The 26,723-nt window shown below is 72.7% G+C and carries 27 protein-coding genes; 12 read left to right on the forward strand and 15 right to left on the reverse strand.

Annotation, left to right across the window (positions count from 1 at the left end; genetic code table 11):
• Positions 1-131: 131 nt before the first annotated feature.
• The 11 genes from ACSMXR_RS30140 (at position 132) to ACSMXR_RS30190 (ending at position 11,844) form a co-directional block, all read left to right on the forward strand.
• Positions 132-1,037 carry an alpha/beta fold hydrolase gene (locus tag ACSMXR_RS30140; protein WP_473170329.1) on the forward strand — a complete coding sequence of 302 codons (906 nt, stop codon included), beginning with the start codon at positions 132-134 and terminating at the stop codon, positions 1,035-1,037.
• 9 nt (positions 1,038-1,046) lie between these two features.
• A complete protein-coding gene (locus ACSMXR_RS30145) occupies positions 1,047-2,339 on the forward strand; it encodes a sensor histidine kinase (RefSeq protein ID WP_473170330.1) in 1,293 nt (430 codons plus the stop codon).
• Positions 2,336-2,998: a response regulator gene (locus ACSMXR_RS30150; protein ID WP_473170331.1), complete on the forward strand. Its 663-nt coding sequence runs from the start codon at positions 2,336-2,338 to the stop codon at positions 2,996-2,998. Before ACSMXR_RS30145 ends, ACSMXR_RS30150 begins: the two co-directional genes overlap by 4 nt.
• 82 nt (positions 2,999-3,080) lie before the next feature.
• Positions 3,081-3,629 (forward strand): DUF1697 domain-containing protein, encoded by a 549-nt coding sequence (locus ACSMXR_RS30155; protein WP_473170332.1) that lies wholly within the window; start codon positions 3,081-3,083, stop codon positions 3,627-3,629.
• A complete protein-coding gene (locus ACSMXR_RS30160; protein WP_376185598.1) occupies positions 3,622-4,029 on the forward strand; it encodes a nuclear transport factor 2 family protein in 408 nt (135 codons plus the stop codon). The genes ACSMXR_RS30155 and ACSMXR_RS30160 overlap by 8 nt, the downstream gene beginning before the upstream one ends.
• A gap of 138 nt (positions 4,030-4,167) precedes the next feature.
• Positions 4,168-5,859 (forward strand): ABC transporter ATP-binding protein, encoded by a 1,692-nt coding sequence (locus tag ACSMXR_RS30165; protein ID WP_381909298.1) that lies wholly within the window; start codon positions 4,168-4,170, stop codon positions 5,857-5,859.
• Complete coding sequence (locus ACSMXR_RS30170) at positions 5,856-7,670, forward strand: ABC transporter ATP-binding protein (RefSeq protein ID WP_473170333.1); 1,815 nt, start codon at positions 5,856-5,858, stop codon at positions 7,668-7,670. Before ACSMXR_RS30165 ends, ACSMXR_RS30170 begins: the two co-directional genes overlap by 4 nt.
• 60 nt (positions 7,671-7,730) lie before the next feature.
• The gene (locus ACSMXR_RS30175) at positions 7,731-8,789 is read left to right on the forward strand and encodes an iron-siderophore ABC transporter substrate-binding protein (protein WP_364882544.1); all 1,059 of its coding nucleotides are present in this window, start codon (positions 7,731-7,733) and stop codon (positions 8,787-8,789) included.
• 89 nt (positions 8,790-8,878) lie between these two features.
• A complete protein-coding gene (locus tag ACSMXR_RS30180) occupies positions 8,879-9,904 on the forward strand; it encodes a FecCD family ABC transporter permease (protein WP_381847604.1) in 1,026 nt (341 codons plus the stop codon).
• Entirely contained in the window at positions 9,901-11,001 is a 1,101-nt protein-coding gene (locus ACSMXR_RS30185; protein ID WP_218524297.1) for a FecCD family ABC transporter permease, read from the forward strand. The genes ACSMXR_RS30180 and ACSMXR_RS30185 overlap by 4 nt, the downstream gene beginning before the upstream one ends.
• Positions 11,002-11,004: 3 nt before the next feature.
• Positions 11,005-11,844, forward strand: a complete 840-nt coding sequence (locus ACSMXR_RS30190; RefSeq protein WP_473170334.1) for an ABC transporter ATP-binding protein — start codon at positions 11,005-11,007, stop codon at positions 11,842-11,844.
• A gap of 48 nt (positions 11,845-11,892) precedes the next feature.
• Here the strand turns inward: ACSMXR_RS30190 and ACSMXR_RS30195 are convergent, their stop codons facing one another.
• Entirely contained in the window at positions 11,893-12,369 is a 477-nt protein-coding gene (locus ACSMXR_RS30195) for a hypothetical protein (RefSeq protein WP_381847595.1), read from the reverse strand.
• 203 nt (positions 12,370-12,572) lie between these two features.
• On the opposite strand from ACSMXR_RS30195, the gene ACSMXR_RS30200 reads away from it, so the two are divergent.
• Complete coding sequence (locus ACSMXR_RS30200) at positions 12,573-13,211, forward strand: mycothiol-dependent nitroreductase Rv2466c family protein (protein ID WP_218524295.1); 639 nt, start codon at positions 12,573-12,575, stop codon at positions 13,209-13,211.
• A 12-nt stretch (positions 13,212-13,223) separates the two neighbouring features.
• On the opposite strand, the gene ACSMXR_RS30205 is transcribed toward ACSMXR_RS30200, so the two are convergent.
• The 14 genes from ACSMXR_RS30205 to ACSMXR_RS30270 all read right to left on the reverse strand — a co-directional run bounded on the left by ACSMXR_RS30205 (position 13,224) and on the right by ACSMXR_RS30270 (position 26,719).
• Positions 13,224-13,976 carry a sirohydrochlorin chelatase gene (locus ACSMXR_RS30205; RefSeq protein WP_473170335.1) on the reverse strand — a complete coding sequence of 251 codons (753 nt, stop codon included), beginning with the start codon at positions 13,974-13,976 and terminating at the stop codon, positions 13,224-13,226.
• Between the two features lie 8 nt (positions 13,977-13,984).
• A complete protein-coding gene (locus ACSMXR_RS30210; RefSeq protein ID WP_137230669.1) occupies positions 13,985-14,911 on the reverse strand; it encodes an ABC transporter permease in 927 nt (308 codons plus the stop codon).
• Complete coding sequence (locus tag ACSMXR_RS30215) at positions 14,898-15,689, reverse strand: ABC transporter ATP-binding protein (RefSeq protein WP_030083835.1); 792 nt, start codon at positions 15,687-15,689, stop codon at positions 14,898-14,900. Before ACSMXR_RS30215 ends, ACSMXR_RS30210 begins: the two co-directional genes overlap by 14 nt.
• A gap of 45 nt (positions 15,690-15,734) precedes the next feature.
• Positions 15,735-16,847, reverse strand: coding sequence for an aliphatic sulfonate ABC transporter substrate-binding protein (locus tag ACSMXR_RS30220; RefSeq protein ID WP_218524292.1), 1,113 nt, complete (start codon positions 16,845-16,847; stop codon positions 15,735-15,737).
• Positions 16,848-17,077: 230 nt separating this feature from the next.
• On the reverse strand, positions 17,078-18,412 hold the full coding sequence (locus ACSMXR_RS30225) for a sulfate adenylyltransferase subunit 1 (protein ID WP_137230673.1): 1,335 nt from the start codon (positions 18,410-18,412) through the stop codon (positions 17,078-17,080).
• A gap of 2 nt (positions 18,413-18,414) precedes the next feature.
• The gene (cysD, locus tag ACSMXR_RS30230) at positions 18,415-19,350 is read right to left on the reverse strand and encodes a sulfate adenylyltransferase subunit CysD (protein WP_137230675.1); all 936 of its coding nucleotides are present in this window, start codon (positions 19,348-19,350) and stop codon (positions 18,415-18,417) included.
• Complete coding sequence (gene cysC, locus ACSMXR_RS30235; protein WP_010059288.1) at positions 19,347-19,892, reverse strand: adenylyl-sulfate kinase; 546 nt, start codon at positions 19,890-19,892, stop codon at positions 19,347-19,349. The genes cysD and cysC overlap by 4 nt, the downstream gene beginning before the upstream one ends.
• A gap of 23 nt (positions 19,893-19,915) precedes the next feature.
• Positions 19,916-20,632, reverse strand: coding sequence for a phosphoadenylyl-sulfate reductase (locus tag ACSMXR_RS30240; RefSeq protein ID WP_218524291.1), 717 nt, complete (start codon positions 20,630-20,632; stop codon positions 19,916-19,918).
• Positions 20,629-20,808 carry a hypothetical protein gene (locus ACSMXR_RS30245; protein ID WP_007449013.1) on the reverse strand — a complete coding sequence of 60 codons (180 nt, stop codon included), beginning with the start codon at positions 20,806-20,808 and terminating at the stop codon, positions 20,629-20,631. The genes ACSMXR_RS30240 and ACSMXR_RS30245 overlap by 4 nt, the downstream gene beginning before the upstream one ends.
• Positions 20,805-22,502, reverse strand: a complete 1,698-nt coding sequence (locus ACSMXR_RS30250) for a nitrite/sulfite reductase (protein ID WP_364882563.1) — start codon at positions 22,500-22,502, stop codon at positions 20,805-20,807. The genes ACSMXR_RS30245 and ACSMXR_RS30250 overlap by 4 nt, the downstream gene beginning before the upstream one ends.
• Positions 22,503-22,617: 115 nt before the next feature.
• Positions 22,618-22,701 (reverse strand): putative leader peptide, encoded by an 84-nt coding sequence (locus tag ACSMXR_RS30255; protein WP_309486338.1) that lies wholly within the window; start codon positions 22,699-22,701, stop codon positions 22,618-22,620.
• Between the two features lie 185 nt (positions 22,702-22,886).
• A complete protein-coding gene (locus ACSMXR_RS30260; protein WP_137230681.1) occupies positions 22,887-23,483 on the reverse strand; it encodes a GNAT family N-acetyltransferase in 597 nt (198 codons plus the stop codon).
• Positions 23,484-23,533: 50 nt separating this feature from the next.
• Positions 23,534-24,829, reverse strand: coding sequence for a GAF domain-containing protein (locus ACSMXR_RS30265; RefSeq protein ID WP_137230683.1), 1,296 nt, complete (start codon positions 24,827-24,829; stop codon positions 23,534-23,536).
• Between the two features lie 252 nt (positions 24,830-25,081).
• Positions 25,082-26,719: an acyl-CoA dehydrogenase family protein gene (locus ACSMXR_RS30270; protein ID WP_381909304.1), complete on the reverse strand. Its 1,638-nt coding sequence runs from the start codon at positions 26,717-26,719 to the stop codon at positions 25,082-25,084.
• Positions 26,720-26,723: the final 4 nt, after the last annotated feature.

Here is a 26,723-nt window from a genome sequence, read left to right on the forward strand (position 1 = left end):
GTCCACCGGGGGGTGACGCTTTCGGGCCGCGATCTCCATAGCGTTCCGATCAGCCGGGGCTCACGGCGCCTGTCGTCACGACAGGCCCGGGGCCCGGCCGTATCCGCGTACCGCTCCCTGGAGGCTTTTCCGTGTTCCGCACCCTCTTCAAGGCCCTCGCCGCCATCGCCGTCGTCTGCACGGTGGGCGGCATGGGACTGGTCGGCTACGAGGAGTTCATCAAGAAGGACTCGCCGGGAACCCGCTCCGAGGGCTCCCTCGGCGACCCGTTCACCGGGACCAAGAAGATCCGGATCGACGGCCGTTCGGTCAACGTCTCCTGCACGGGCGACGCCTCCGGGTCCGGCCCCCTCGTCCTGCTGATGGCCGGCGGCGGCGACGGCCTGGAGACCATGGCCCCGCTCGGCAAGGCCGTGAGCGAGAAGTCCCGGGTCTGCTCCTACGACCGGCTCGGCGAGGGCGCGAGCGACAAGCCGGGCGGGCCCCAGAGCATCGACGACAGCTCCGCGATCCTCACCTCGGTGCTCGACCGCCTCGCCGGCGACCGCCCGGTCGTGCTGGCCGGCCACTCGCTGGGCGGCCACCTCGCCGCCCGCTACGCGCCCGCCCACCCGGACCGGATCAAGGGCCTCGTGCTGCTGGACGCCACCGTCCCGACGCTGACCGCCGACATCTCCCGGACGATCCCCGCCTCCGCCACCGGCATGCCCGCGCAGCTGCGGGACCAGGCCATCGCGGTCAACAAGGGCGAGAACCCCGAGCAGTTGGTCATCCCGGACGGCGAGGTCCGCCCCGCCGGGGACATCCCCGTGGAGATCCTCCAGCACGCGTCCCAGTACGCGGAGGTCCCCGAGTACGGGCCCGCCCTGGAGCGCATGTGGTCCGCGGGCCAGGAGAAGTGGCGGCTGCTCTCCGGCAACAGCAAGCTCAGCACCGCCCCCGGCAGCGGCCACTACATCCACGTCGACCGGCCCGACCTCGCCACCGCGGCCATCCGGCGGGTCACCGCCGAAGCCGCCTCCGCCGCGAACGACTAGGCTCGCCCGATGACGGTTACGGGGATGCCGGCGCGGGTCCGGCAGCGCTGGGCCGCCGGGCGGTGGCAGCGGTTCGACATCACCAACTGGTATGTCGTACTGGGGCCGTTGCTGCTGGCAGCCGCGTTCGTACCGGCCTTCCACGCCCACGGCACCCAGGTCGGCGGAGTGCCCGACCGCCCCTACGATCTCCTCGCCGTGGTGGCCATCGCCCTCCAGTGCCTCCCGCTGACGGTCTGCCGCAGATGGCCCGTGACCGTCCTCGCCCTGGTGTCGGCGGGCTTCGCCGTCGACCAGCTGCGCGGATACCACTCGCTGGCGGGCACGGCCTTCGCCTTCGCGCTCCTCGGCGTCGGATCGCGGCTGGACGAACACCGTCGCGCCACGGTCCTGGGGCTCTCCCTCGCCTACGTCCCGCTGGCCGTCGCCCTCGCACGGCTCGGATCCGGCGAGCCCGCGAGCGAGTTCGTCATGTTCTACCTGGCGTGCGCCCTGGTGTGGTGGATCGGTTCGCGGCTCCGCTCCGCGCGGCTGGCCCAGGCCGAGCACCGGCGCCGGGTGGCGGAGGAGACCCGGGAGGCGGAGCGCACCCGTATCGCCCGTGAACTGCACGACGTGGTGACCCACCATGTGACGGCGATGGTCGTGCAGGCGGAGGCGGCCCGCTATCTGACCGCCGCGCCCGACCGGCTGGAAGAGGCCCTGACCTCCGTCACGGCCACGGGACGCGCGGCCATCGGCGATCTCCGGCAGCTGCTCGATCTCCTCGACCCCGGCCACGGCGCACCGGCCGGCTCCCCGGGCTCCGGCCGGCTCCGCGACCTCGTCGAGCGGACCCGCCGGGCGGGCCAGCCCGTGGAGTTCACCGAGGAGGGCGCCGCCGGAGAGGCCGTCCGCGACGCGGACCTCGTGGCCTACCGGGTCGTAAGGGAGTCCCTGACGAACGCCCTCAAGTACGCCCACGGCGTCGACACCACGGTCCGGGTGCGCCACGGCGAGGAGGAGACGACGGTGGAGGTCGGCACCCGGGCGTCCGGGCCCCGGGGGCGGTCGCCCGGAGGCAGCGGCCGTGGTCTGGCCGGACTGCGGGAGCGGGTGGTCGACACGCTCGGGGGCGAGTTCACCGCGGGCCGCGAGCCGGACGGCCGCTTCGTGGTGCGAGCCGCCATCCCCGTGAAGACGCCCATCCCCGTGAAGACGCCCGTCCCCGTGAAGACGCCTATCCCCGTGCAGGCATCCGTCCCTGCGACCTCGTCCCACTCCGGCCCGGCCTCCGTCCCCGCCCCGGGCGGTCCTTCATGACCGCGCCGATCCGGGTCGTGGTCTGCGACGACCAGGCCCTGATCCGTACCGGACTGGTGACGATCATCGGCGCCCAGCCCGACATGGAGGTGGCGGGCGAGTGCGGCGACGGGCGGAGCGCCGTCGACCTCGCCGGCGCGGTACGGCCCGACGTCGTGCTGATGGACCTGCGCATGCCCGGCCTCGACGGCATCGGGGCCACCCGGCTCCTCGCCGGAGCTGGGGTGGACCGGCCGGTGAAGGTGCTGGTGGTGACGACGTTCAACCTGGACAGTTACGTCTACGAGGCACTGCGGGCGGGAGCGAGCGGCTTCCTCCTCAAGGACGCGCCACCGGACCGGCTGCTGCACGGCATCCGTACCGTCGCCTCGGGCGCGGCCCTGCTGGACCCCGAGGTGACGCGCACCCTGGTGGGCAGGTACGCCACCCGGATCAGACCCGCCACCCCGGACGCGGACCCGGCCGGCCCGCTGACCCCCCGTGAGCTGGAGGTCCTCCGGCTGATCGCCGACGGACTGTCCAACACCGAGATCGCCGCGGCCCTGGTGATCAGCCGGGAGACCGTCAAGACCTTCGTCTCCCGCATCCTCACCAAACTCGCCCTCCGCGACCGGGTCCAGGCCGTCGTCTACGCCTACCGGAACGGCCTGGTCCACTGACCTCCGCCGGCCCGCGCCGGACCCCGTTCCCGATCCGGCCAATCCGGCCGGATCCCGGGGGGAGGGCCTAGGGTGAGTGGCCATGACGACGACGTACGCGGCGCTGCTGCGGGGGATCAACGTGAGCGGCAGCAAACGGGTCCCGATGCCCGAACTGCGCACCGTGCTCACCGAACTGGGACACACCGGTGTCGCCACCTATCTGCAGAGCGGGAACGCCGTCTTCCGGAGCGGGAGCGACGACGAGGACGCGCTCGCCGCCGACCTGGAGCAGGCCCTGCGCCGCCGGTTCGGATTCGCCGTCGACTGCCTCGTCCGCGACGCCGGCTATCTCGCCGCCGTCGCCGACGCCTGCCCCTTCCCCGCCGCCGAACTGGCGGGCAAGCAGCTCCACGTCACCTACTTCGACCGGCCCGTGGACGCCGAACGCTTCGCGGACCTGGCGGCGGCGGAGTTCCTGCCGGAGGAGTTCCGGCTCGGCGACCGCTGTCTGTATCTGTACGCCCCCGACGGGCTCGGCCGCTCCAAGCTGGCCGTCGCGCTGGGCCGCCCGCGCCATGTCAAAGGCCTCACGGCCACCTCCCGTAACTGGAACACCGTGGTGAAACTCGTGGAGATGACCCGTGTCTGAGCCCTCGTCCGCCGTGGCCGCAGCCATCGAGGGCGAACTGCGTCTGCTGGACCCGGTGGTACGGGCCTCCGCCGGGCTCCTCGCCTCGCTGCTGCATCCCGACTTCCGGGAGATCGGCACCAGCGGCCGGCTCTGGAGCCGGGAGACGATCATCGCCTCGCTCACCGCGGACGACGCCCCGCGCCCCGGCCCGCTCACTGCCTCCCGGATGCGCGGCGAGCAGCTCTGCGCCGATCTGGTGCACCTCACCTTCGACACCGAGTCCAAGGGGATCCGCTCGCACCGCAGCTCCCTGTGGCGGCTGACCACGGAGGGCTGGCGGCTCTACTTCCACCAGGCGACACCGTTCAGCGACGACGTCCTCGACGACCCCTTCGCCGGCCCCGCGGCCGAGGTCTGACCTGCCGGGTCCGGCTCCGGTCCCGGGCCGGGGGTCCCGGCCGTGGCGGATACAGGTTAGCCTTGCCTTCGTTTGGCTGGAGACGGGTGGCCGGAAATCGCCTCTCCGCTGTCCGTGACACGCTGAGGAGCAGATGAAGTGGGGGCTGATACCGCCGGGCGCGGGGTCATGGGCCGGGCCGTCGCCGGGCAGCGACGGGACGTCGTCGTCGGATCACTGCTGGGCGCCTGCCACCAGATCGGCGAGGCGCTCGTCCCCGTACTCATCGGGCTGATCGTCGACCGCGCCGTGGTCCGCCCCGACGGCGGAGCGCTGGCGATCTGGCTGGTGGTCCTCGCCGTCGTCTACACCCTCCTCTCCTTCGGCTTCCGCTTCGGCGCCCGCGCCGGAGAGCGCGCCGCCGAACAGGCCGCCCACCAGCTGCGCCTGGACGTCGTACGCCGGGTCCTCGCCCCGCACGGCGGCGCGGAGGCGGGCCGTCCGCCCGGCGCACTGGTCAACGTGGCCACCGAGGACGCCCGCCGGGTCGGCGCCGTCAACATGGCCCTGACCCTCGGCATCGCCGCCGTCGTCGGCGTCGTCGCGGGCGCGGTGCTCCTGCTCCGCGCCTCCCTGCCCCTCGGGCTCCTCGTCCTGATCGGCGCCCCGGTCCTGATGGCGCTCGGCCACTTCCTGGCCCGCCCCCTGGAGCACCGCAGCGAGGCCGAACAGGAACAGGCCGCGCACGCCTCCGGAGTCGCCGCCGACCTGGTCGCCGGAGTCCGCGTACTCAAGGGGCTGCGGGCCGAACGCGCCGCCGTCGACCGCTACCGAGCCACCAGCCAGGCCTCCCGCGAGGCCAATGTGCGCGCCGCCCGGGCCGCCGCCCTCCAGACCGGCCTGATGCTCACCCTCACCGGCTCGTTCATCGCGCTCGTCGCCCTCGTCGGCGGCCGCCTGGTCCTCGGCGGCTCCATCGGCCTCGGCGCCCTCGTCTCCGCTGTCGGCCTCGCCCTCTTCCTGCCGGGCCCGATCAGCGTGCTGGCCTGGGTCGGCGCCGAACTGGCCAAGGGCCGCGCCTCCGCCGCCCGGATCGCCGACGTCCTGGCCGCCCCGGGCGAGACCACCGGCGGCACCGCCGAACCGGCCGCCGACGCCCCCGGCGAACTGCGCCTGAACGGACTCGGCCACGCCGGACTCGACGCCCTCGACCTGACCGTCCGCCCGGGCGAACACCTCGGCATCGTCGTCACCGACCCGGCCGACGCCGCCACCCTGCTGCACTGCCTGGCCCGCCGCTGCGACCCGGACCGGGGGAGCGTCGAACTCGACGGCGTCCCCCTCACCGAACTGGCCCCCGCTGCCCTGCGCTCCGCGCTGCTCGTCGCCGAGCACGACGCCCAGCTCTTCGACGGCACCCTCCTGGAGAACGTCACCGCCGCCGCCCCCGCCGGGGCCGACCCGCACCCCGCCATGGACGCCGCCGCCGTCGACGAGGTGGCCTCCGCGCTGACCGGCGGCACCGGCGGCCGGATCGGCGAGCGCGGCAGCTCGCTCTCCGGCGGCCAGCGCCAGCGTGTCGCCCTGGCCCGGGCGCTCGCCGCCGACCGGGGCGTCCTCGTCGTCCACGACCCGACCACCGCGGTCGACGCCGCGACCGAGGCCCGGATCGCCGCCGGCATCCGGCGCGCCCGCGCCGGCCGCACCACCGTCCTGGTCACCAGCAGCCCCGCGCTGCTCGCCGCGACCGACCGCGTCGTCCTCGTCGACGGCGGCACGATCACCGCCGAGGCCCCGCACGAGGACCTCGTACGCGACCATCCCGTCTACCGCACGGCGGTGCTCACATGACCACGACCGCGGACATACCCGGGCTCGCGGAGAGCGACGGCGACAGCGCCGAACTGCTCCCCGTCGCCACCCCCGCCCGCACCCGGGCCGCCCTGCGCGCACTGATCCGCCCCGACCGGGGCCTCGCCCTGACCGGCATCGGCGTCCTGGTCGCGGCCACCGCCGTCGGCCTCCTCGTCCAGCCGCTGCTGGGCCGGATCGTCGACATCGTCGCCGACGGCCGCCCCGCCGCCGACCTGACCCTCCCGGTCGTGCTCCTCGTCGCGGTCGCCGCCGTCCAGGGCCTCACCACGACGATCGGGCTGACCCGCGTCGCCCGGCTCGGCGAGACCGTACTGGCCCGGCTGCGCGAGCGGTTCGTCGAACGCGCCCTGAACCTCCCCGCCGACCGGCTGGAACGCGCCGGGGCCGGAGACCTCACCGCCCGCGTCACCGGCGACGTCGCCCGGGTCGCCGAGGCCGTCCGCTCCGCGCTGCCCGAGATGGCCCGCTCCGTCCTCGCGATCGTCCTCACCCTCGCCGCGCTGGCCCTCCTGGACGTACGGTTCCTGCTCGCCGCGCTCCTCGCGGTCCCCGTCCAACTGCTCACCGCCCGCTGGTACGTACGCCGGGCCCTCACCCTCTACGCCGACCAGCGGATCGCCAACGGGGCTCAGCAGCAACAGCTCCTGGAGACCATCGGCGGCGCCGCGACCGTACGCGGCCACCGGCTGGAGGCGCAGCACACCGAGCGCAGTGCCGGGCGCTCGCGCAAGGCCGTCGACCTGACCATGCGCAGCGTCAACCTGGTGCTTGGCTTCTACGGGCGGCTGCACATCGCCGAGTACATCGGCCTGGCCGCCGTGTTGATCGCCGGATTCTGGCTGGTCCGCGACGGAGCGGTCTCCATCGGCACGGCCACCGCCGCCGCCCTCTACTTCCACAGCCTCTTCGGGCCGGTCAACGCCGCCCTGGTGCTGCTCGACGACGCCCAGTCGGCGGCGGCCGGACTGGCCCGGCTGGTCGGGGTGACCGACCTCGCCAAGGAGCCGGAGCCCGTCGGCGTACCGCACCGGAGGTCCGTACCGCACCAGCGCACCGCGCCCGGCACCGCCGCCGTCACCGCGCACGCCGTCGGTCACGCCTACGGACCCGGCCGCCCCGTGCTGCACGAGGTCTCCCTCACCCTGGAGCCCGGCGAACACGTCGCGCTCGTCGGAACCAGCGGGGCCGGCAAGTCGACCCTCGCCCGGATCGTCGCGGGCGTCCAGCAGCCCACCTCGGGCACGGTCACCGCGCCGGCGGGCAGCGGAGAGGCAGCGGTCGTCCTGGTCACCCAGGAGGTCCACGTCTTCACCGGCACCCTCGCCGAGGACCTCCGGCTCGCCCGCCCCGACGCCACCGACGCCGACCTGCGCGCGGCCCTCGCCACGGTGCACGCCCTCGACTGGGCCGAAGCGCTCCCGGACGGGCTCGGCACCGTCGTCGGCGAGGGCGGCCACCGCCTCGACCCCGCCCGCGCCCAGCAACTCGCCCTCGCCCGGCTCGTCCTGGCCGACCCCGCCCTCGCCGTCCTCGACGAGGCGACCGCCGAGGCGGGCAGCGCGGGCGCCCGGGTCCTGGAGCGCTCCGCCGAGGCCGCCCTCGCCGGCCGCACCGCCCTGGTCGTCGCCCACCGCCTCACCCAGGCCGTCGCCGCCGACCGGGTCGTCGTGCTGGAGGCCGGCCGCGTCGTCGAGAGCGGCCCGCACGAGGAACTGCGCGACGCGGACGGCCCGTACGCCGCCCTGTGGCGCGCCTGGTCCGGCAGCCGCACCGCGCCGCACCCCTGACCCCACGCCCCCCCCGGCCCCCGTCCCCGGCGTACGCCCACCCTCCCGAAGGAATCCGTCATGTTCCGCATGTTCCAGCGCACCCGGCTGACCGCCGTGGCCGCGTCCGCCCTGCTGCTGTTCGGAGCCGCGGCCTGCGGGTCCGGCGAGAGCGGCGACGACGCCGCCCCGCCCGCCGACAGCGCGCAGAAGGGCGCCTACCCGGTCACCCTCGACCACAAGTACGGCGCCACCACCCTGAAGTCCGAGCCGCAGCGCATCGTCACCGTCGGCCTCTCCGACCAGGACGCCGTACTCGCCCTCGGCAAGGTCCCGGTCGGCACCACCGAATGGCTCGGCGAGTTCAAGGGCGCCATCGGCCCCTGGGCCGAGAAGGCGCTCGGCGACAAGCCGCGGCCCACCGTCCTGCACGACGACGGCACCGGACCCCAGGTCGAGAAGATCGCCTCCCTGCGCCCCGACCTGATCCTCGCCCTCTACTCGGGCCTCACCAAGGACCAGTACCGCACCCTCTCCAAGATCGCCCCGGTCGTCGCCCAGCCCAAGGACGGCCCGGACTGGTCCATCTCCTGGCAGGACCAGACCGAGCAGGTCGGCAAGGCCCTCGGCAAGAGCGAGGAAGCCACGGCGCTGGTCGCGAAGACCGAGAAGCACATCACCGACGCCGCCGCCGCGCACCCCGAGTTCAAGGGCAGGAGCGCCGTCGTGGCCACCCCGTACGAGGGCATGTACGTCTACGGCCCGCAGGACAACCGCTCCCGCCTGCTCAACGGCCTCGGCTTCCAGCTCCCCGCCGACCTGAACACGGTCGTCGGCGACGCGTTCGGCGCGAACATCAGCAAGGAGCGCACCGACCTCCTCGACACCGACGCCGTCGTCTGGATCGTCACCGACCCGGCCAAGGACACCGAGAAGCTCCACGCCGACCCGCTGTACGGCAAGCTCGCCGTCGCCGAGGAGGGCCGCGAGGTCATGGTGAAGGAGAGCAGCCACTTCGGCAGCGCCATCTCCTTCGTGAGCCCGCTGAGCCTCCCGTACACCGTCGACCGGCTGGTCCCGATGCTGGCCGCCGCCGTCGACGGCAAGACCGGCACCAAGGTCGAACACCCCGCGTCCTGACGCCCCTCCGGGCCGCCCCGCACCGGCGGGGCGGCCCACCCGCCCCTCTCCCGAACGCCCGTGAGGAACCGGACCGTGGAGCCAGCCCCGTGACCCGCCCCGCCCGATGGCGCCCCGCCCTGCTCGTGGCCGTGCTCGCCGCGCTGCTGGTCGTGCTCTGCCTGCTCTCGCTCGGCCTCGGGGCGCTCAGCATCCCGCCCGGCGAGGTGCTCAAGGCCCTGACGGGCCGGCCGACCGGCCCCCGGATCGAGGACGTGATCTGGTCGGTGCGCGTTCCGCGTACGGCGCTGGGCCTGGCCGCCGGGGCCGCGCTCGGCCTCTCCGGCTGTGTGATGCAGGCGCTGACCCGCAACCCGCTCGCCGACCCCGGCATCCTCGGGGTCAGCGCCGGTGCGGCCTTCGCGATCGTGCTCGCCGCCGGGGTCGCCGGAATCGGCTCGCTGCTCGGCTACATCTGGTTCGCGTTCGCCGGGGCGATGGCGGCGAGCGTCGCCGTCTATCTGCTGGGCCGGCTGGGGCGTTCGGGCTCGACCCCGGTGAAACTGGCCCTGGCCGGAGTCGCGGTCACCGCCGTCCTGTCCTCGCTGACCAGCGCCGTCGTCCTCACCGACCCGGCCGCGCTGGACCGCTTCCGCTTCTGGTCGGCCGGATCGCTCGCCAACCAGGACGCCTCCACCGTGCTGCGGATCCTGCCCTTCCTCGGCCTCGGCGCGCTCCTCGCGCTGGCGAGCGCCCCCGCCCTCAACAGCCTCGCCCTCGGCGACGACGTGGCCGCCTCGCTCGGCCGGAAGCTCGGCCTCGTCCGCCTCCAGGGCGTCGTCGCCGTCACGCTCCTCACCGGCGCGGCGGTCGCGGTGATCGGCCCCGTCGTCTTCATCGGCCTGGTCGTCCCGCACGTCGCCCGGGTCCTCGCCCAGTACGCCGGACTCGGCCCGGACCACCGCTGGCTGCTGCCGCTCTCGGCCGCGCTCGCCGCGGGGCTGCTGCTCGGCGCGGACATCCTCGGCCGGGTGATCGCCCGGCCCGTCGAGGTCCAGGCCGGAATCATCGTCGCCTTCATCGGCGGACCGTTCTTCATCGCCCTGGTCCGCCGTCGCCGCCTCGCGGAGGTATGACCGTGACCACCGACTCAGCGACCACCGACACCGTCGACCTCACCGGAAAGCCCAAGGCCGCCGCCCGCCCCTTCCGGCTCGCCTTCCCGCCGGTCTCCGGCACCCTGCGCCCCCGTCAGCTCGCCGTCTGCGCGGGCCTCCTGCTCGCCGTGTTCGTGGCGCTGTGCTGGCACGTCTCCATCGGTGAGTACGGGATCCCGCTCGCCGACGTCGCCCGCGCGCTCACCGGTTCCGGCGACGCGGGCACCCTCCTCGTCGTCCAGGAGCTGCGGCTGCCCCGCGCCATGACGGGCCTCCTCGCGGGCATCGCGTTCGGCATGTCCGGCGCGCTGTTCCAGACGATGACCCGCAACCCGCTGGCCAGCCCCGACATGATCGGCCTCACCCAGGGCGCCGGAACGGCCGTCGTCGCGGGCATCGTGCTCGGCTGGGACTTCGGCCTCGGCACCCAGGCCCTCGGCCTCCTCGGCGCCCTCGCCAGCGCCCTTTTGGTCTACGGCCTCGCCTGGCGGCGCGGCACCACCGGCTACCGGATCATCCTCGTCGGCATCGGCGTCTCCTGGATCTGCCTCAGCGCCACCGACTACCTGCTCGCCCGGGGCGGCCGTTTCCAGGCACAGGCCGCACTCGGCTGGCTCGTCGGCAACCTCAACGGCCGCGACTGGCAGCAGGCCGCGCCGCTCGCCTACGCCCTCGTCGTCCTGGCGCCCGCCGCCCTGCTCATCGGCCGGCTGATGCGTACGCTGCAACTCGGCGACGACGTCGCCAAGGGCCTCGGCACCCGGGTCCAGGCCGTCCGCCTCACCGTGCTGCTCACCGGCGTCGGCCTGGTCGCCTTCGCCACCGCGGCGGCCGGACCGGTGGCCTTCGTGGCGCTCGCCGCCCCGCAGATCGCCCAGCGGCTGTGCCGCACCGCCTGGCCGCCGCCGCTCGCCGCCGGACTCACCGGCGCCCTCGTCGTCCTCGCGTCCGACGTCCTCGCACGCGAACTGATCCCCGGCACCGAACTGCCCGTCGGGATCGTCACCGGAGTGCTCGGCGCCCCGGTCCTGCTCTGGCTGCTCATCCGCGTCAACCACGCGGGCTCAGGAGGCTGACCGATGTCCACCGCCGAACCCGAACTCCGGGCCGAGGGCCTGCACCTGGGCTACGACGACCGGCCCGTCGTCAGCGGCCTCGACCTGGCCGTGCCGCCGGGCCGGATCACCGCCATCGTCGGCGCCAACGCCTGCGGCAAGTCGACCCTGCTGCGCGCCCTGGCCCGGCTGCTGGCCCCGCGCGACGGCGCGGTCAGCCTGGACGGACGGGCCCTGCACACCATCCCGACCCGGGAGCTTGCCCAGCGGCTCGGCATCCTCCCGCAGTCGCCGGTCGCCCCCGAGGGCCTCACCGTCATCGACCTGGTCAACCGGGGCCGCTCCCCGCACCAGACCTGGTGGCGGCAGTGGACCAAGGCCGACGAACAGGCGGTGCACGACGCGCTCGCCGCCACCGGCACCACCGACCTCGCCGACCGCGCGGTCGACGAACTCTCCGGCGGCCAGCGCCAGCGCGCCTGGATCGCCATGGCCGTCGCCCAGGGCACCCCGGTGCTCCTCCTCGACGAGCCGACGACCTACCTCGACCTCGCCCACCAGATCGACGTCCTGGACCTCGTCGTCGACCTCAACCGGCGCGAGGGACGCACGATCGTCATGGTCCTGCACGACCTCAACCAGGCCTGCCGGTACGCCGACCACGTCATCGCGATGAAGAAGGGCAGCATCGTCGCCGAGGGCGCGCCCGCCGACGTGATCACCGCCGAGACGGTCGAGGACGTCTTCGGACTCCGCTGCCAGGTGGCCACGGACCCGGTCAGCCGCACCCCGCTGGTCATCCCGGTCGGCCGCCACCACACCCCGGAGCCGGAGTCCGATGAACCGGCCAAGACCCTCGGCTGACGGGCCGCCGCACGTACCCGCCCGTACGGCGGCCCGCCCGACGCGGGCTCAGATGCCCGCCGACGCCATCTCGATGACGGAGCGGTAGTTGGCGGCCGTCGCGACCACGCAGGCGCGGTAGGTGCGGTTGTCCTTCACCACGAGGAAGTAGTCGCGCAGGTTCTTCCAGTACTGGACGAGATAGCCGAGGCCCGGGACGAAGCCCGGCGGCCGGGGCACCAGCGCGAACGCCTCGGAGCACCGCAGGATCTGGTCGGTGGCCTGCGAGAGTACGTCGGCGACCTCGGCGTTCATGTTCCAGCCGGCGGCCAGCTGGGGCGTCCAGATGGCGCCCGCGATCTCCCGGAGGCGCTCCTGCTCCTCGGGCGTCGGATCGGCCTGGAGCCGGAACGCCTCGGCGACCGGCGGAGTGCCGGTGTGCCCGCTGCCGGCGGCCAGCGCCGGTGCGGCCGCCCCGGCGGTGAGCATCGCCCCGGACAGCACCAGCGCTAACGCCGCGATCGTCGTGGACCTGCGTCTTCTCATGATCGTTCCCCTCCCGGTCGCCCGCCCTGCCGGCGGGACCGTGCGCGGTCGCTCCGCGCGAACCGACGCTGACACGCGGCCCGTTGCCCGTCAACGGCGCCTGTTCGGCCGTTCCGCGCCCGGGACGGCGACAGAAATGGCCCACCGCACCGGCTGCGGATTGGCCCGGGATCTCAGGCCACTCGCTGCCTAGGCTCGGAGACATGAGTACCCAGCACGCCACCACCGGGCCCGCTGCCCGCACCGCCGTCGACTTCTTCTTCGACCCCGCCTGCCCGTTCGCCTGGATCGCCTCCCGCTGGATGCTGGAGGTGGAGCGGCACCGGGACATCGAGCTGCGCTTCCGCCCCATGAGCCTGTACCTGCACAACGAGGGCAACGACCTGCCCGACTGGTACCGCGAGCTGGTCGACAAGTCGATCGGCCCGGTCCGGGTCGCCGTCGCCGCGGCCGCCGCCCACGGCGACGGAATCCTGCGCGACCTCTACACCGCGTTCGGCACCCGCATCCACCGGCACAAGGAGGAGGACTTCGACGCGGTGATCGCCGCCTCCCTCGCCGAACTGGGGCTGCCCGCAGAGCTGGCGGAGGCCGCGCACTCCACGGCGTACGACGACGAGGTCGCCCGCGGTCACGACGCGGGCAAGGACCCCGAGCAGGGCGCGTACGTGGGCACGCCGACGATCCACGTCGACGGCACGGTCTGGTTCGGCCCGGTCCTCAACGCGATCCCGCGCGGCGAGGAGGCGGCCGGACTCTTCGACAGCTTCCGGGTCCTCGCGAACCACCCGGGCTTCTTCGAACTCAAGCGCGCCCGGTCCGGCGGCCTGTCCTACGACTGAGCCGCCGGGGCCTCACGCCGACAGCGAGGCCCGCTCCCGCACCCGCGCCTCGTCGTACCGGTCCAGCAGCAGCCGCGCCAACTCCGGCGCTGGACCCAGCACATCGGCCAGGACGTCCGCCCCGGCCGCCTCGGCGCCCGCCGCGATGCGGTCGGGGAGCCGGCCGGGTGCGATGACGTACGGGGCGACCGCCACCCGGGCCACGCCCTCGGCGCGCAGCGCCCGTACGGCGTCCTCGGTACGGGGAAGGAGTGCGGAGGCGAACGCAGGCCGCACGGCGCACCAACCGGTGTGCCGCAGCTCCCGCGCGATTTCAGCGATCACTGCGATCGCCTCCGGGTCCGTGGATCCCGCCGATGCCAGGACGAGCCCGGTCCGGGGGAGATCGCCGGGACGGATCCCGGCCTCCCGCAGCCGCCGCCCGAGGGTGGCGTTGAGCAGCGGGGACGGGCCGAGGACGTCGGCCTGCCGGATGCGCAGCCGGGGCAGCCGGGTGCGGGCCTCGCGCAGGACCGAGGGGATGTCGGTCTTGGCGTGGAACGCCCGGGTCAGGAGGAGCGGCAGGGCCACGACCTCGTCCGCCCCCTCCGCGGCCAGGCGCTCCAGCACCCGGGGCACGGAAGGGGCGTTGAACTCCAGGAACCCGGTCTCCACGCGCAGCCCCGGCCGCGCGGCCCGCACCCGCTGGGTGAGGGCGTGCACGGTCGCGGCGTGCCGGGGGTCGCGGCTGCCGTGGGCGATGACGAGAAGCGTGGGACGGGACATGGCGTGACTCAGTTCTTGACGAGGAGACCGCGGCTGCGCAGCACCCACCGCTCCAGCGGGCTGAAGATCAGCTGGTCGATGGCGATGCCGACGAACAGGATGAGCAGGATCGAGAGGAAGATCCCGGGCATGTCGAAACTGCTGCGGCTGTTCTCCAGCAACTGCCCGAGACCCAGACCAAGTTCGGGCGAGGAGGCGATGATCTCGGCGGCCATCAGCGAACGCCAGGAGAACGCCCAGCCCTGCTTGAGGCCCGACAGATAGCCGGGCAGCGCGGCCGGCAGCACGATGTGCCACGTCCCGCGGATCCCGGTCGCGCCCAGCGTGCGGCCCGCCCGGAGGAACAGCGGCGGCACCTGGTCGACGCCGGAGACCAGCCCGTTGGCGATCGAGGGCACCGCGCCCAGCAGGATCACCGCGTACATCATCTGGTCGTTCAGACCGAGCCAGATGACCGCCGGGGCCACCCAGGCGACCGAGGGCAGCGACTGGAGCCCGGCCAGGATCGGGCCGATCGCGGCCCGGACCAGCTTCACCCGGGCCACCAGCAGCCCCAGCGGCGTGCCGATGGCGACCGCGAGCAGGAAGCCGAGCAGACCGCGCGAGACGCTGGTCCAGACGACCTCCAGCAGCGTGCCCTTGAGCCACATCTCCTGCGCGCTGTCCCACACCGCGGACGGCGGCGGCAGCTTGTAGACCTCGGTGACCTGGGCACGGACCAGCAGCTCCCAGACCACCAGGACCAGGGCCACCGCCACGGCCGGCGGCAGCACCTTGCGCAGCAGGACCTCGCGCACCGGGGTGCGGCGGATCTGCACCGCGTCCAGCGCGTCCAGCCCGGCCTCCAGGCCGGCCAGATCGTCGGGTTTCGCGTCGACCGGTCCGGCCGCCCCGTCCGGCCGCTTCCGGTCGGACGTGATGTCAGTGCTGGCCATGTCGGCGGATCTCCCCACGCAGTTCTTCGGTGATCTCGACGGACAGCTCCGCCACGGCGGTGTCCTCGATACGGCGCGGCTGCTCGATGTCGACGGTCCACTCCCGGGCGATCCGGCCCGGCCGGGACGACAGCAGCACGACGCGCTGCGCGAGCCGTACGGCCTCGCGCACATTGTGTGTGACGAAGAGGACCGAGGCGTTCGTCTCCCGCCAGATCCGGGTCAGCTCATCGTGCAGCACATCGCGGGTGATGGCGTCCAGCGCCGCGAACGGCTCGTCCATCAGCAGCAGTTGACTGTCCTGGGCGAGCGCGCGGGCCATCGCGACGCGCTGCCGCATACCGCCGGACAGCTCGTGCACCCGCTTGCCGTACGCGCCGCCGAGCCGGACGAGTTCGAGCAGCCGCTCCGCCTCGGTGCGGCGCTCCGACTTCGGCACCCCGCGCAGCCGCAGGGCCAGTTCGATGTTCTTGCCTGCGGTCAGCCACGGGAAGAGGGCGTGCTCCTGGAACATCAGGGCCGGTCGCCCGCCGGGGGTCTCGATGGACCCCGCGGACGGGCGGTCGAGTCCGGCCACCAGATTGAGCAGCGTCGACTTTCCGCACCCGGAGGCTCCCAGGAGGGTGACGAACTCGCCCGGAGCGACATCGAGCGTGATGTCGTCCAGGACGAGCTGCCGACCCGTGGGTCCGGCGAAGGACTTCGAGACGTGCGAGAGACGGGCGGCGTGCTCGACCGTCGTACGGTCCTCGGCCTTGGTGAGGGTGGTGGTCGCCATGGTCGTCACCTCCTGGGGATCCTGGTCCTGGTACGGATGGGCGGGCTACTTGACGCCGATGCCGGCGTCGGCGACCTCGGGCCGGCCCTCGGCCTTGAGGATCTTGTTCAGCGGGCCCAGGTCGTAGATGCCCTGGAGGTTCGGGTCCTTGAGCAGACCGGACTTCACCGAGTAGCCGGCCTGCGTCTTGAGCGTCTCGGCCAGCGGGTCGTCGGTGATCTCGATGGACTCCCACGCCGGGTCGAGGATCTCCTTGGGCAGCGCCTTGCCGCTCAGGGCCTCCAGCGCCTTGTTGGCGGACGCCTTGGCCTCCTCCGGGTTGGCGTTGATCCACTTGTTGGTGGACACCGAACCCTTCAGCACCGCCTCGACCACGTCCGGGTGCTCCTTGAGGAACTTCTGCGACACGATGATGTTCGTGATCACGAACTTCTTGTCCGGCCACAGGTCCGTCTCGTCCAGGAGCACCTTCGCGCCCTCGGAGACCAGCTTGGACGCGGTCGGCTCGGGCACCCACGCGCCGTCCAGGTCACCGGACTTGTAGGCGTCCGGCGTCACCTTGTTGTCCGAGCGGACCACGGAGACGTCGCCCTTGCCGCTCTGGGCGTCGACCTTCCAGCCCTTCTCGGAGATCCAGTTGAGGAAGGCCACGTCCTGGGTGTTGCCGAGCTGCGGGGTGGCGATCTTCTTGCCCTTGAGGTCGTCCAGGGTCTTGATCTTGTCCGGGTTGACGACCAGTTTCACGCCGCCGGAGGCCGAACCGGAGATGATCCGCAGCCCCTTGCCCTGGGACTTGGTGTAGGCGTTGATGGAGGGGGAGGGGCCGATGAAGCCGATGTCGATGGACCCGGCGTTCAGCGCCTCGATCTCGGAGGGGCCCGCGTTGAAGGTCGTGGACTCGACCTTGGTGCCGCCCAGTTCCTTCTGGATGGTGCCTTCCTGGATACCGACCAGGGCGGTGGCGTGCGTGAGGTTCGGGAAGTACCCGATCTTCACGGTGTCCGAGGAGAGCTTCTTGCCTCCGGCGGAGACGTTCGCCTTGGCGTCGTCGTCCTTGGCGTCGGAGCCGTAGCCGCAGGCGGTGGCGGCCAGGGCGAGCAGCGGCAGGGCCGCTATCGCGGCGATGGAGCGGCGAACGGTGGAACGGGGGGCAGGCACGGGAGGCTTTCCTCTCGTTGGCCCGGTACTCGCGTCCCGCTGGTGGTCAGGGGGGCGCGGCCGGGAGGTCGGCAGGTCTTCGGCGGTACGGGTGCGGGGGGTTCAGGGCGCGCGAGCGGTGCGCGTACGTCATCACGCACATCGCCCGACCCCGCCCTGGCCGCTGCCGAGGGCGCCGCTGCCCACGCGGCCGCCCTCCTTCGCGAAGGAGGAGAAGAAGTCGGTGGCCATCAGAAGTCCCACTCGGCGTCGTCGTCGGCCGTCACGACGGCTTCGGCCGCCGCGGCGAACGCGGCCCCCGCCATTCCGGCGCTCAGCGTCGTACCGTCCGCCGGGTCGATCAGCAGGAACGAGCCGGTGCGCCGGGAGTCCTCGTACGCGTCGAGCGCGAGCGGCTCGGCGGTGCGCACCACGACCCGGCCGATGTCGTTGGCGACCAGCTGCCCGGGGGCCGGGTGCTGGGAGAGATCGTCGAGGGTGAGCCGCGAGGGGATGTCCTTGACGATCGCCTTGACGGTGCGAGTGGTGTGCTTGAGCAGCACCCGCCGGCCCACCGAGAGCGGCTCGTCGGCCACATGGCAGACGGTCGCCTCGATGTCCTGGGTGACCGGCGGCGCGTCGTCGACCGGTGCGATCAGGTCGCCGCGCGAGATGTCGATGTCGTCGGCCAGCCGCAGCGTCACCGACTGCGGGGCCCAGGCGATGTCGACGCTCTCGCCGAGCGCGTCGATGCCGGTGATCGTGGTCGTACGCCCGGAGGGGAGTACGGAGACGGGCTCGCCGACCCGGAACACCCCGGCCGCGATCTGACCGGCGTACCCCCGGTAGTCGGGGTGCTCGGCGGACTGCGGGCGGATCACGTACTGCACGGGGAAGCGCGCGTGGCAGGCGGTGAGGTCATGGCTGACCGGCACCGTCTCCAGGTGCTCCAGAACGGTCGGCCCGCCGTACCAGTCCATGTGGGCGGACGGCTCCACCACATTGTCCCCGGCCAGCGCCGAGATCGGGATCGTGGTGATCTCCGGGACGCCGAGCGAGGCGGCGTACGCGGTGAACTCCTCGGCTATCGCGGCGAACACGGGCTCCGCGTAGTCGACCAGGTCCATCTTGTTGACCGCCAGCACCACGTGCGGGACGCGCAGCAGCGCGGCGACGGCGGCGTGCCGGCGGGTCTGCTCGACGACCCCGTTGCGGGCGTCGACCAGCACCACGGCCAGCTCGGCCGTGGAGGCGCCGGTCACCATGTTCCGGGTGTACTGCACATGGCCCGGGGTGTCGGCGAGGATGAACCGCCGCCGGGTGGTGGCGAAGTAGCGGTAGGCGACATCGATGGTGATGCCCTGCTCGCGCTCGGCCCGCAGCCCGTCGGTCAGCAGCGCCAGGTCCGGCGCCTCCTGACCGCGGTTCAGCGAGGCCTGCTCGACGGCCTCCAGCTGGTCGGTGAGGACCGACTTGGAGTCGTGCAGCAGACGGCCCACGAGGGTGGACTTGCCGTCGTCGACCGACCCGGCGGTGGCGAAGCGCAGCAGGGTGGTGGCCGACAACTGCTCGGCTGTGGTGGTCATGGTTAGAAGTACCCCTCGCGCTTGCGGTCTTCCATCGCGGCCTCGGACATCTTGTCGTCGGCGCGGGTCGCGCCCCGCTCGGTGAGCCGGGAGGCGGCGATCTCGGTGATCACGGCGTCCAGCGTGGTGGCGTCGGAGTCGACGGCGCCGGTGCAGGACATGTCGCCGACCGTGCGGTAGCGCACCAGACGGGTCTCGGTGGCCTCGTGCTCCTTGGGCCCGCCCCAGTGCCCGGCGGTCAGCCACATGCCGTTGCGGTTGAAGACCTCGCGCTCATGGGCGAAGTAGATCTCCGGCAGCTCGATCCCCTCGCGCTCGATGTACTGCCAGACGTCCAGCTCGGTCCAGTTGGAGATCGGGAAGACCCGGACGTGCTCGCCGGGGGCGTGCCGGCCGTTGTACAGCTGCCACAGCTCGGGCCGCTGACGGCGCGGGTCCCACTGCGAGAACTCGTCGCGCAGCGAGAAGACCCGCTCCTTGGCGCGTGCCTTCTCCTCGTCGCGCCGCCCGCCGCCGAACACCGCGTCGAAGCGGTGCTGCTGGATCGCCTCGGTCAGCGGGACCGTCTGGAGCGGGTTGCGGGTGCCGTCGGGGCGCTCGCGGAGCTTCCCGGCGTCGATGTACTCCTGCACGGAGGCGACGTGCAGCCGCAGCCCGTGTTTCTTCACCGTGCGGTCGCGGTACTCCAGGACCTCGGGGAAGTTGTGTCCGGTGTCCACGTGCAGCAGCGTGAACGGCACCGGCGCGGGCGCGAACGCCTTGAGCGCCAGGTGCAGCATCACGATGGAATCCTTGCCGCCGGAGAACAGGATCACCGGCCGCTCGAACTCACCCGCCACCTCACGGAAGATGTGGACCGCCTCCGACTCCAGGGAGTCCAGGTGGCTGAGCGCGTACGGATTGACGGTGCCTTCCGGCACGGTGGTGACGGTGCTCACGCCAGGCCCCTCTCGGTGAGCAGCGCGTGGAGCGCCGCTGCGGACTCCTGCACGGTCTGCTGGTGCGACTCGATCCGCAGGTCGGGCGATTCGGGGGCCTCGTAGGGGTCGTCGACCCCGGTGAGACCGCTGATCTCGCCGGCCGCCTGCTTGGCGTAAAGACCCTTCACATCCCGTACGGAGCACACCTCGACGGGCGTCGCGACGTGCACCTCCAGATAGGTGGTGGACTCGGCGGCGTGCCGCTTGCGGACGGCCTCGCGGCTGTCGGCGAACGGGGCGATGACGGGGACCAGCACCTTCACGCCGTTGGCGGCCAGCAGCTCGGCGACGAAGCCGATCCGGGCCACGTTGGTGTGCCGGTCCTCGCGGGAGAAGCCGAGGCCCGCGGAGAGGAACTCGCGGATCTCGTCGCCGTCGAGCACCTCCACCTTGTGGCCCTCGGTCCGCAGCCGGCCCGCCAGCTCGTACGCGATGGTGGTCTTGCCCGCGCTCGGCAGACCGGTGAGCCAGATGGTGGCTCCCGTCTCCGTCACGCTCATCGAAGTCTCCTGATCAGTCGTCATCAGCCGTGCAGCCCGCATTCGGTCTTGCCCCGTCCGGCCCAGCGGCCGGCCCGTGCGTCCTCGCCCTCCAGCACCCGGCGGGTGCAGGGCGCGCAGCCGACGGAGGCGTAGCCGTCCATCAGCAGCGGGTTGGTGAGCACCCCGTGCTCGGCGACGTAGGCGTCCACGTCGTCCTGGGTCCAGCGGGCGATGGGGGAGACCTTCACCTTGCGGCGCTTGGCGTCCCAGCCCACGACCGGGGTGTTGGCCCGGGTCGGGGACTCGTCGCGGCGCAGCCCCGTCGCCCACGCGGCGTACGCGGTCAGGCCGTCCTCCAACGGCTTGACCTTGCGCAGCGCGCAGCACAGGTCCGGGTCGCGGTCGTGCAGCTTCTCGCCGTGCTCCGCGTCCTGCTCGGCGACCGTCTGCCGGGGGGTGATCGTGATGACGTTGACGTCCATCACCGCGTCCACCGCGTCCCGGGTGCCGATGGTCTCCGGGAAGTGGTAGCCGGTGTCCAGGAAGACCACGTCCACGCCCGGCAGCACCCGGGAGGCCAGGTGCGCGACCACGGCGTCCTCCATCGAGGAGGTGACGCAGAAGCGCGGCCCGAAGGTGTCGGTGGCCCACTTCAGGATCTCGGTGGCGGAGGCGTCCTCCAGCTCCCGTCCGGCCCGCTCGGCCAGCTCCCGGAGCTCCTCGTCGGTCAGCTCTCCGCTTAGCAGAGTGTCCGTCATATCCGGTCCCCTTCACCGTCGTTGCGCTGAACGCCCCGGGTCAGCAGACCCAGGAACTTCAGCTGGAACGCACGGTTGCAGGAAGCACATTCCCAGGCGCCGTGACCGGTCTCGTTGGGGCGCAGGTCCTCGTCGCCGCAGTACGGGCAGTAGAACGGGGCGGCTCGCTCGCTCATGACAGCGACTCCGCACTGGCGCGCGCCGCCCAGGTCGCGAAGCGCTCGCCGTCCTCGCGCTCCTCCTGGAAGCGGCCGAGCACCCGCTCGACGTAGTCCGGCAGTTCGGCCGACGTGACCTTCAGGCCACGGACCTTGCGGCCGAATCCGGCCTCCAGGCCGAGCGCCCCGCCGAGGTGCACCTGATAGCCCTCGACCTGGTTGCCGTCGCCGTCCAGCATCAGCTGGCCCTTGAGACCGATGTCCGCGACCTGGATACGGGCGCAGGCGTTCGGGCAGCCGTTGATGTTGATGGTGATCGGCTCGTCGAACTCCGGGATGCGGCGCTCCAGTTCGTCGATGAGGGAGGCGCCGCGCGCCTTCGTCTCGACGATCGCCAGCTTGCAGAACTCGATGCCGGTGCAGGCCATCGTGCCGCGCCGGAACGGGGACGGCGTGACCTTGAGGTCCAGCGCCTCCAGACCGGCGACCAGGGACTCCACCTGCTCCTCGGCCACGTCCAGCACGATCATCTTCTGCTCGGCTGTGGTCCGCACCCGGCCGGAGCCGTGCTCCTCGGCGACCTCGGCGATCTTGGTGAGCGTGGAGCCGTCGACCCGGCCCACCCGCGCGGCGAAGCCGACGTAGAAGCGGCCGTCCTTCTGCCGGTGCACCCCGAGGTGGTCGCGCCAGGTCTGGGCGGGCTGCTCGGGCGCGGGCCCGTCGACCAGCTTCCGCTTCAGGTACTCGTCCTCCAGGATCTGGCGGAACTTCTCCGGTCCCCAGTCGGCGACCAGGAACTTCAGCCGGGCGCGGGTGCGCAGCCGCCGGTAGCCGTAGTCGCGGAAGATCCCGATGACCCCGCCGTACACGTCGGCCACCTCGTCCAGCGGCACCCAGGCGCCGAGCCGGACGCCGAGCTTGGGGTTGGTGGAGAGGCCGCCGCCGACCCAGAGGTCGAAGCCGGGGCCGTGCTCCGGGTGGTTCACGCCGACGAAGGCGATGTCGTTGATCTCGTGCGCCACGTCCAGGTGCGGGGAGCCGGAGACCGCCGACTTGAACTTGCGGGGCAGGTTGGAGAAGTCGGGGTTGCCGATGAACCGGCGCTGGATCTCGTCGATGGCGGGCGTGCCGTCGATGATCTCGTTCTCGGCGATGCCCGCGACGGGGGAGCCGAGGATCACGCGGGGCGTGTCACCGCAGGCCTCGGTGGTGGAGAGGCCCACCTCTTCGAGCCGCCGCCAGATCTCCGGCACGTCCTCGATCCGGATCCAGTGGTACTGCACGTTCTGCCGGTCGGTGAGGTCGGCGGTGCCGCGCGCGAACTCCTGGGAGATCTCTCCGATCACCCGCAGCTGCCGCGTGGTCAGCCGGCCGCCGTCGATCCGGACGCGCAGCATGAAGTACTTGTCGTCCAGCTCCTCCGGCTCCAGCACGGCCGTCTTGCCGCCGTCGATGCCGGGCTTGCGCTGGGTGTACAGCCCCCACCAGCGCATACGTCCGCGCAGGTCGTTGGGGTCGATGGAGTCGAAACCGCGCTTGGAGTAGATCGTCTCAATACGTGTCCGTACGTTGAGACCGTCGTCGTCCTTCTTGAACTGCTCGTTCCCATTGAGGGGCGTGTGGTGGCCCACGGCCCACTGACCTTCACCACGGTGCCGTCCGGCCTTGCGGCGGGGCGTGGCGGTCGCAGGCTGTTCCGGGGTAGCGGCCATGGCAATACGTCCTTCGGGACTGCGGGAGGGCGGCTCTGAGCGGCACACTCGCGCTGAGGCGCGGCGGTGCGCAGGGCGGTTCAGAGGTAAGAGAGGTGCGGCGGTGCTGGGTCTCTCAGCTCGCCGGACAGATGGCGCTGGACATGCGGCCGAGGTCGACGTGGCGTCGACTCACCAAGGCAATTCCAGTTCCAGACATGACGGAAGCGTGTCACGCGCATCTCGGGGCAGTCCACCACTATCCGCCATGTGGACGACTGGGTCTCGAAGAATGAGACGTTGTGGTGCTCATCACGGAGTACGGGCTCGACAAGGGCGACAAATCGCCCGCACGTGGATCGCCGAAGGGGGCGGCCGTTCCACCGCCCCCGGAAACACCGACGATCAGGAGGCGTACGCCCCGGGCCACGGACCGGGCGTCGCCACCTCGGGCTCCACCTCGGTCTTGGTGTCGAAGAGCCGGAAGCCGCGCCGCAGGTAGTTGTCCATCGCGTGCGGGCCGTCCTTCGAGCAGGTGTGCAGCCACACCCGCTTCGTCGCCGGACGCTCCGGCCGGCGCTCCGCCAGGTCCCAGGCGCGCGCCACCCCGTAGCTGAGGAGGTGGCCGCCGATTCCCCGCCCCCGGAACGCCGGGATCAGCCCGAAGTACATGATCTCGACCACGCCGTCGTCCTGCGCGTCCAGCTCCACGTACCCGGCCGGCGTCCCGTTCTCGTACGCCACCCAGGTCTCCGACCCGGGCCGCTCCAGGACCTCCTGCCACTGGGCGTACGTCAGGCTCAGCCGGTCGGTCCACCGGATGTCGCCGCCCACCGCGGAGTAGAGGAAGCGGCTGAACTCCGGCAGCGGAACCTCGGACCGGACGATGCGCACATCGCCCTCCGGCTCGCGCGCCGGACGCAGATCGGCGGGCGAGGTCTGCTCCAGTGACCAGACGGTCACCTCGGTGGTCGGCGCTGCGGGCTGCGGGATGTCGCTCATGACGGCCAGAAAACCATGCCCCGGCCCGCCCCCGCACAGCGGCCCCCGGCTCAGGTGGCCCGCGCCGCCCTGCGGGCCTCCGCCACCACCGGCGCCATCGAGTGCGGCAGCAGATCCGCGCCGTGCTCCGGGTGGACCACCTCCACCTCGACCCCGTCGCCGAACCGGTACGGGCGGTGGGCCAGCACCTCCGCCAGATGACGCCGCAGCCGGGAGACCTCGGCCCGGACCGTCACCGTCCGGGTCGCGTCCCCGAAGATGTCCCGCGCCAGCTCCGAGGCCGTCCGCCCCTGCCGGTGCACCGCCAGCGCGTACAGCAGCTCCGCGTGACGCGGCGAGAGCCGCTCGGTGCGGTTCCCCAGCGGCCCGGTCAGATGCACCGCGAGCGCCCGGGGCCGGCTCAGATCCAGCACCACCCGGCGCGGCGCACCCCGCTCCCCGCCGTCGTCCACCTGCACCAGCCAGCCGCCCGGCAGCGGCTCCACCTGGCACATGCCGAGCGAGGGCAGCCACACCGGACCCGGCCGCAGCGACTTCGGCAGCGGCAGCCGGTCCACCGGGGCCATGCCCGTCACCGCCGCCAGCCGCCCGTGCACATCCACCGCCAGCGCCCGACCGCCGACCCGGCACAGGATCGGCGCGGCCACCGCCCGCAGCCGCTCGATCTCCATCAGATGACGGGTACGGATCTCGCCCTCGGCGAGCCGGGCCACCGAGTCGACCAGGGCCAGCGTCGCCGGATGGAAGGTGGACGCCGGTCCGCTGATGTCCACGATCCCGATCAGCCGGCCGTCGCGCGGGTCCCGGACCGGGGCCGCCGCACAGGTCCAGCCGTGCAGCGCCCGGATGAAGTGCTCGGCCGAGTGGACCTGGATGGGTATCCGGGCGGCCAGCGCCGTCCCGATCGCGTTCGTCCCGGTCGCCGCCTCGGCCCAGGCGGCCCCCTCCTCCAGACAGATGTCGTGCGCCCGGCGCAGCACCCCGGTGTTGCCCTGCCGCCACAGCACCCGGCCCTCGGTGTCGGTCACCACCATGATCTGCTGCGCGGCGTCCGCTATCGAGGCCAGCCCCGCCCGCAGTAACGGCATCAGCTCACCGAGCGCCGTACTGCGACGCCGGTGCTCGATCTCGTCCGCCTCCAGCAGCCGGCTCTCCGGCGACTGGTCGGGATCGATACCGCTGCGCACCACCCGGTCCCAGGAGGCGTCGATCTCCGCCCGGGGCGCGACCGCGGACCGCTCGCCCGCCAGCCGGGCCTCCCGCGCCCGGTGGAGCAGCCGGGTCGCCTGGCGGCCCGCCCCCTGGCCCGTCACCCGCACCACCCCCACAGAACCTGTCTCCGTCATGGTCACCGTTCCCCCCGAACGCTTCCCGACCCCCGGCCCGGCCCATCCTGCCGCCCAACGGCCCGGAGCCGCCGATCAGTCCACACAATGGTTGCAACCCTTTGCAACTCTGGCGATGTCCTGCGGGTCCGTACAAGACTGGCAGAACACTGTGCGCCGGGCCTGTCCCGGTCGCCCGGTGTTGCAGAAGCATGGAGGGTGGTGCCGTGTCGGCGCAGCACCACCCTCCGTCGCTTTTCCGCCGCGCGGTTGCTAGTCGACGACCGGCCGGGCCCGTGTCACCACCGAGGCCAGATCCAGCGTGTGCGGCAGCGTCCCGAACCCCGCGCCCCGGTCCCGGCCCAACCGCGAGGCGCAGAACGCGTCGGACACCTCCGGCGGCGCCCAGCGCACCAGCAGCGAACCCTGGAGCACCAGCGCGATCCGCTCCACCAGCCGCCGCGCCCGCGCCTCGATGCCCTCCAGATCCGCCAGCTCCGTCAGCAGGTCCTTGATCGCCGCGTCCAGCCGGTGATCGGCCCCGCGCGCCTTCCCCACCTCCCGCAGGAACGCGTCCAGCGCCCGCGGCTCCCGCTGCAACGCCCGCAGCACGTCCAGCGCCTGTACGTTGCCCGAGCCCTCCCAGATCGAGTTGAGCGGCGCCTCGCGCAACAGCCGGGGCATCCCGGACTCCTCCACGTACCCGTTCCCGCCCAGGCACTCCAGCGCCTCGCCCACCACCGCCGTACAGCGCTTGGTGACCCAGTACTTCGCGGCGGGCACCGCGAGCCGCAGGAAGGCCCGCTCCTCCTCGGTGTCCGCGTCGTACGCCGCGGCCAGCCGCATCGCCAGCACCGTCGCCGCCTCCGACTCCAGCGCCAGATCCGCCAGGACGTTGCGCATCAGCGGCTTGTCGATCAGCGGCCCGCCGAACACGGCGCGGTGCGCGCTGTGATGGATCGCCTGCGCCACCGCCTGCCGCATCAGCGCCGCCGAACCCACCACACAGTCGAGCCGGGTGGCCGCCACCATCTCGATGATGGTGCGCACCCCGCGCCCCTCCTCACCGACCCGGCGGGCCCACGTCCCGTCGAACTCCACCTCGGCGGAGGCGTTGGACCGGTTGCCGAGCTTGTCCTTGAGCCGCTGGAGCGCGAAGACGTTGCGCGTACCGTCGGGCAGGACGCGCGGCACCAGGAAGCAGCTCAGTCCGCCCGGCGCCTGCGCCAGCACCAGAAAGCCGTCCGACATCGGCGCCGAACAGAACCACTTGTGCCCGGTGAGCAGATACTCGCCCGTGCCGCCGGCCGGCTCCGCCCGCGTAGTGGTGGACCGCACGTCCGTGCCGCCCTGCTTCTCCGTCATGCCCATCCCGAAGAGCACCCCGCTCTTCTGCCCGGCGGGCCGCAGCCCCTCCTCGTACACGTGCGAGGTCAGCAGCGGCTCCCACTCGGCGGCCAGCGCCGGATCGGTCCGCAGCGCGGGCACCGCCGCGTGCGTCATCGACAGCGGGCAGCCGTGCCCCGCCTCGGCCTGCGTCCAGACCAGGAACCCCGCCGCACGCCGGACATGACCGGCCGGACGCCCCCAGGCATCCGTCAGCCCGGCCTCCACCGCGTGTCCCAGCAGCCGGTGCCAGGACGGATGGAACTCCACTTCGTCGATGCGATGCCCATAACGGTCATGGGTGCGCAGGACGGGCGGATACGCGTTCGCCTGCGCACCCCACTCCCGCGCCTGGGCGGAGCCCGCGGACCGGCCGAGCTCCCCGAGCTCCTTCCGTGCCACGGGCCGGACACCGGGCTCGACATGACGCTCGACGGCCTCGGACAGCGCCCGGTCGGCGGCGAAGACGTCATAGCCGACCAGCGGCGGAACCTGATTGGTCACGGTGTGGGTGGTGGCTGCCATGCCG

The organism is Streptomyces sp. DSM 106670 (assembly GCF_055792845.1).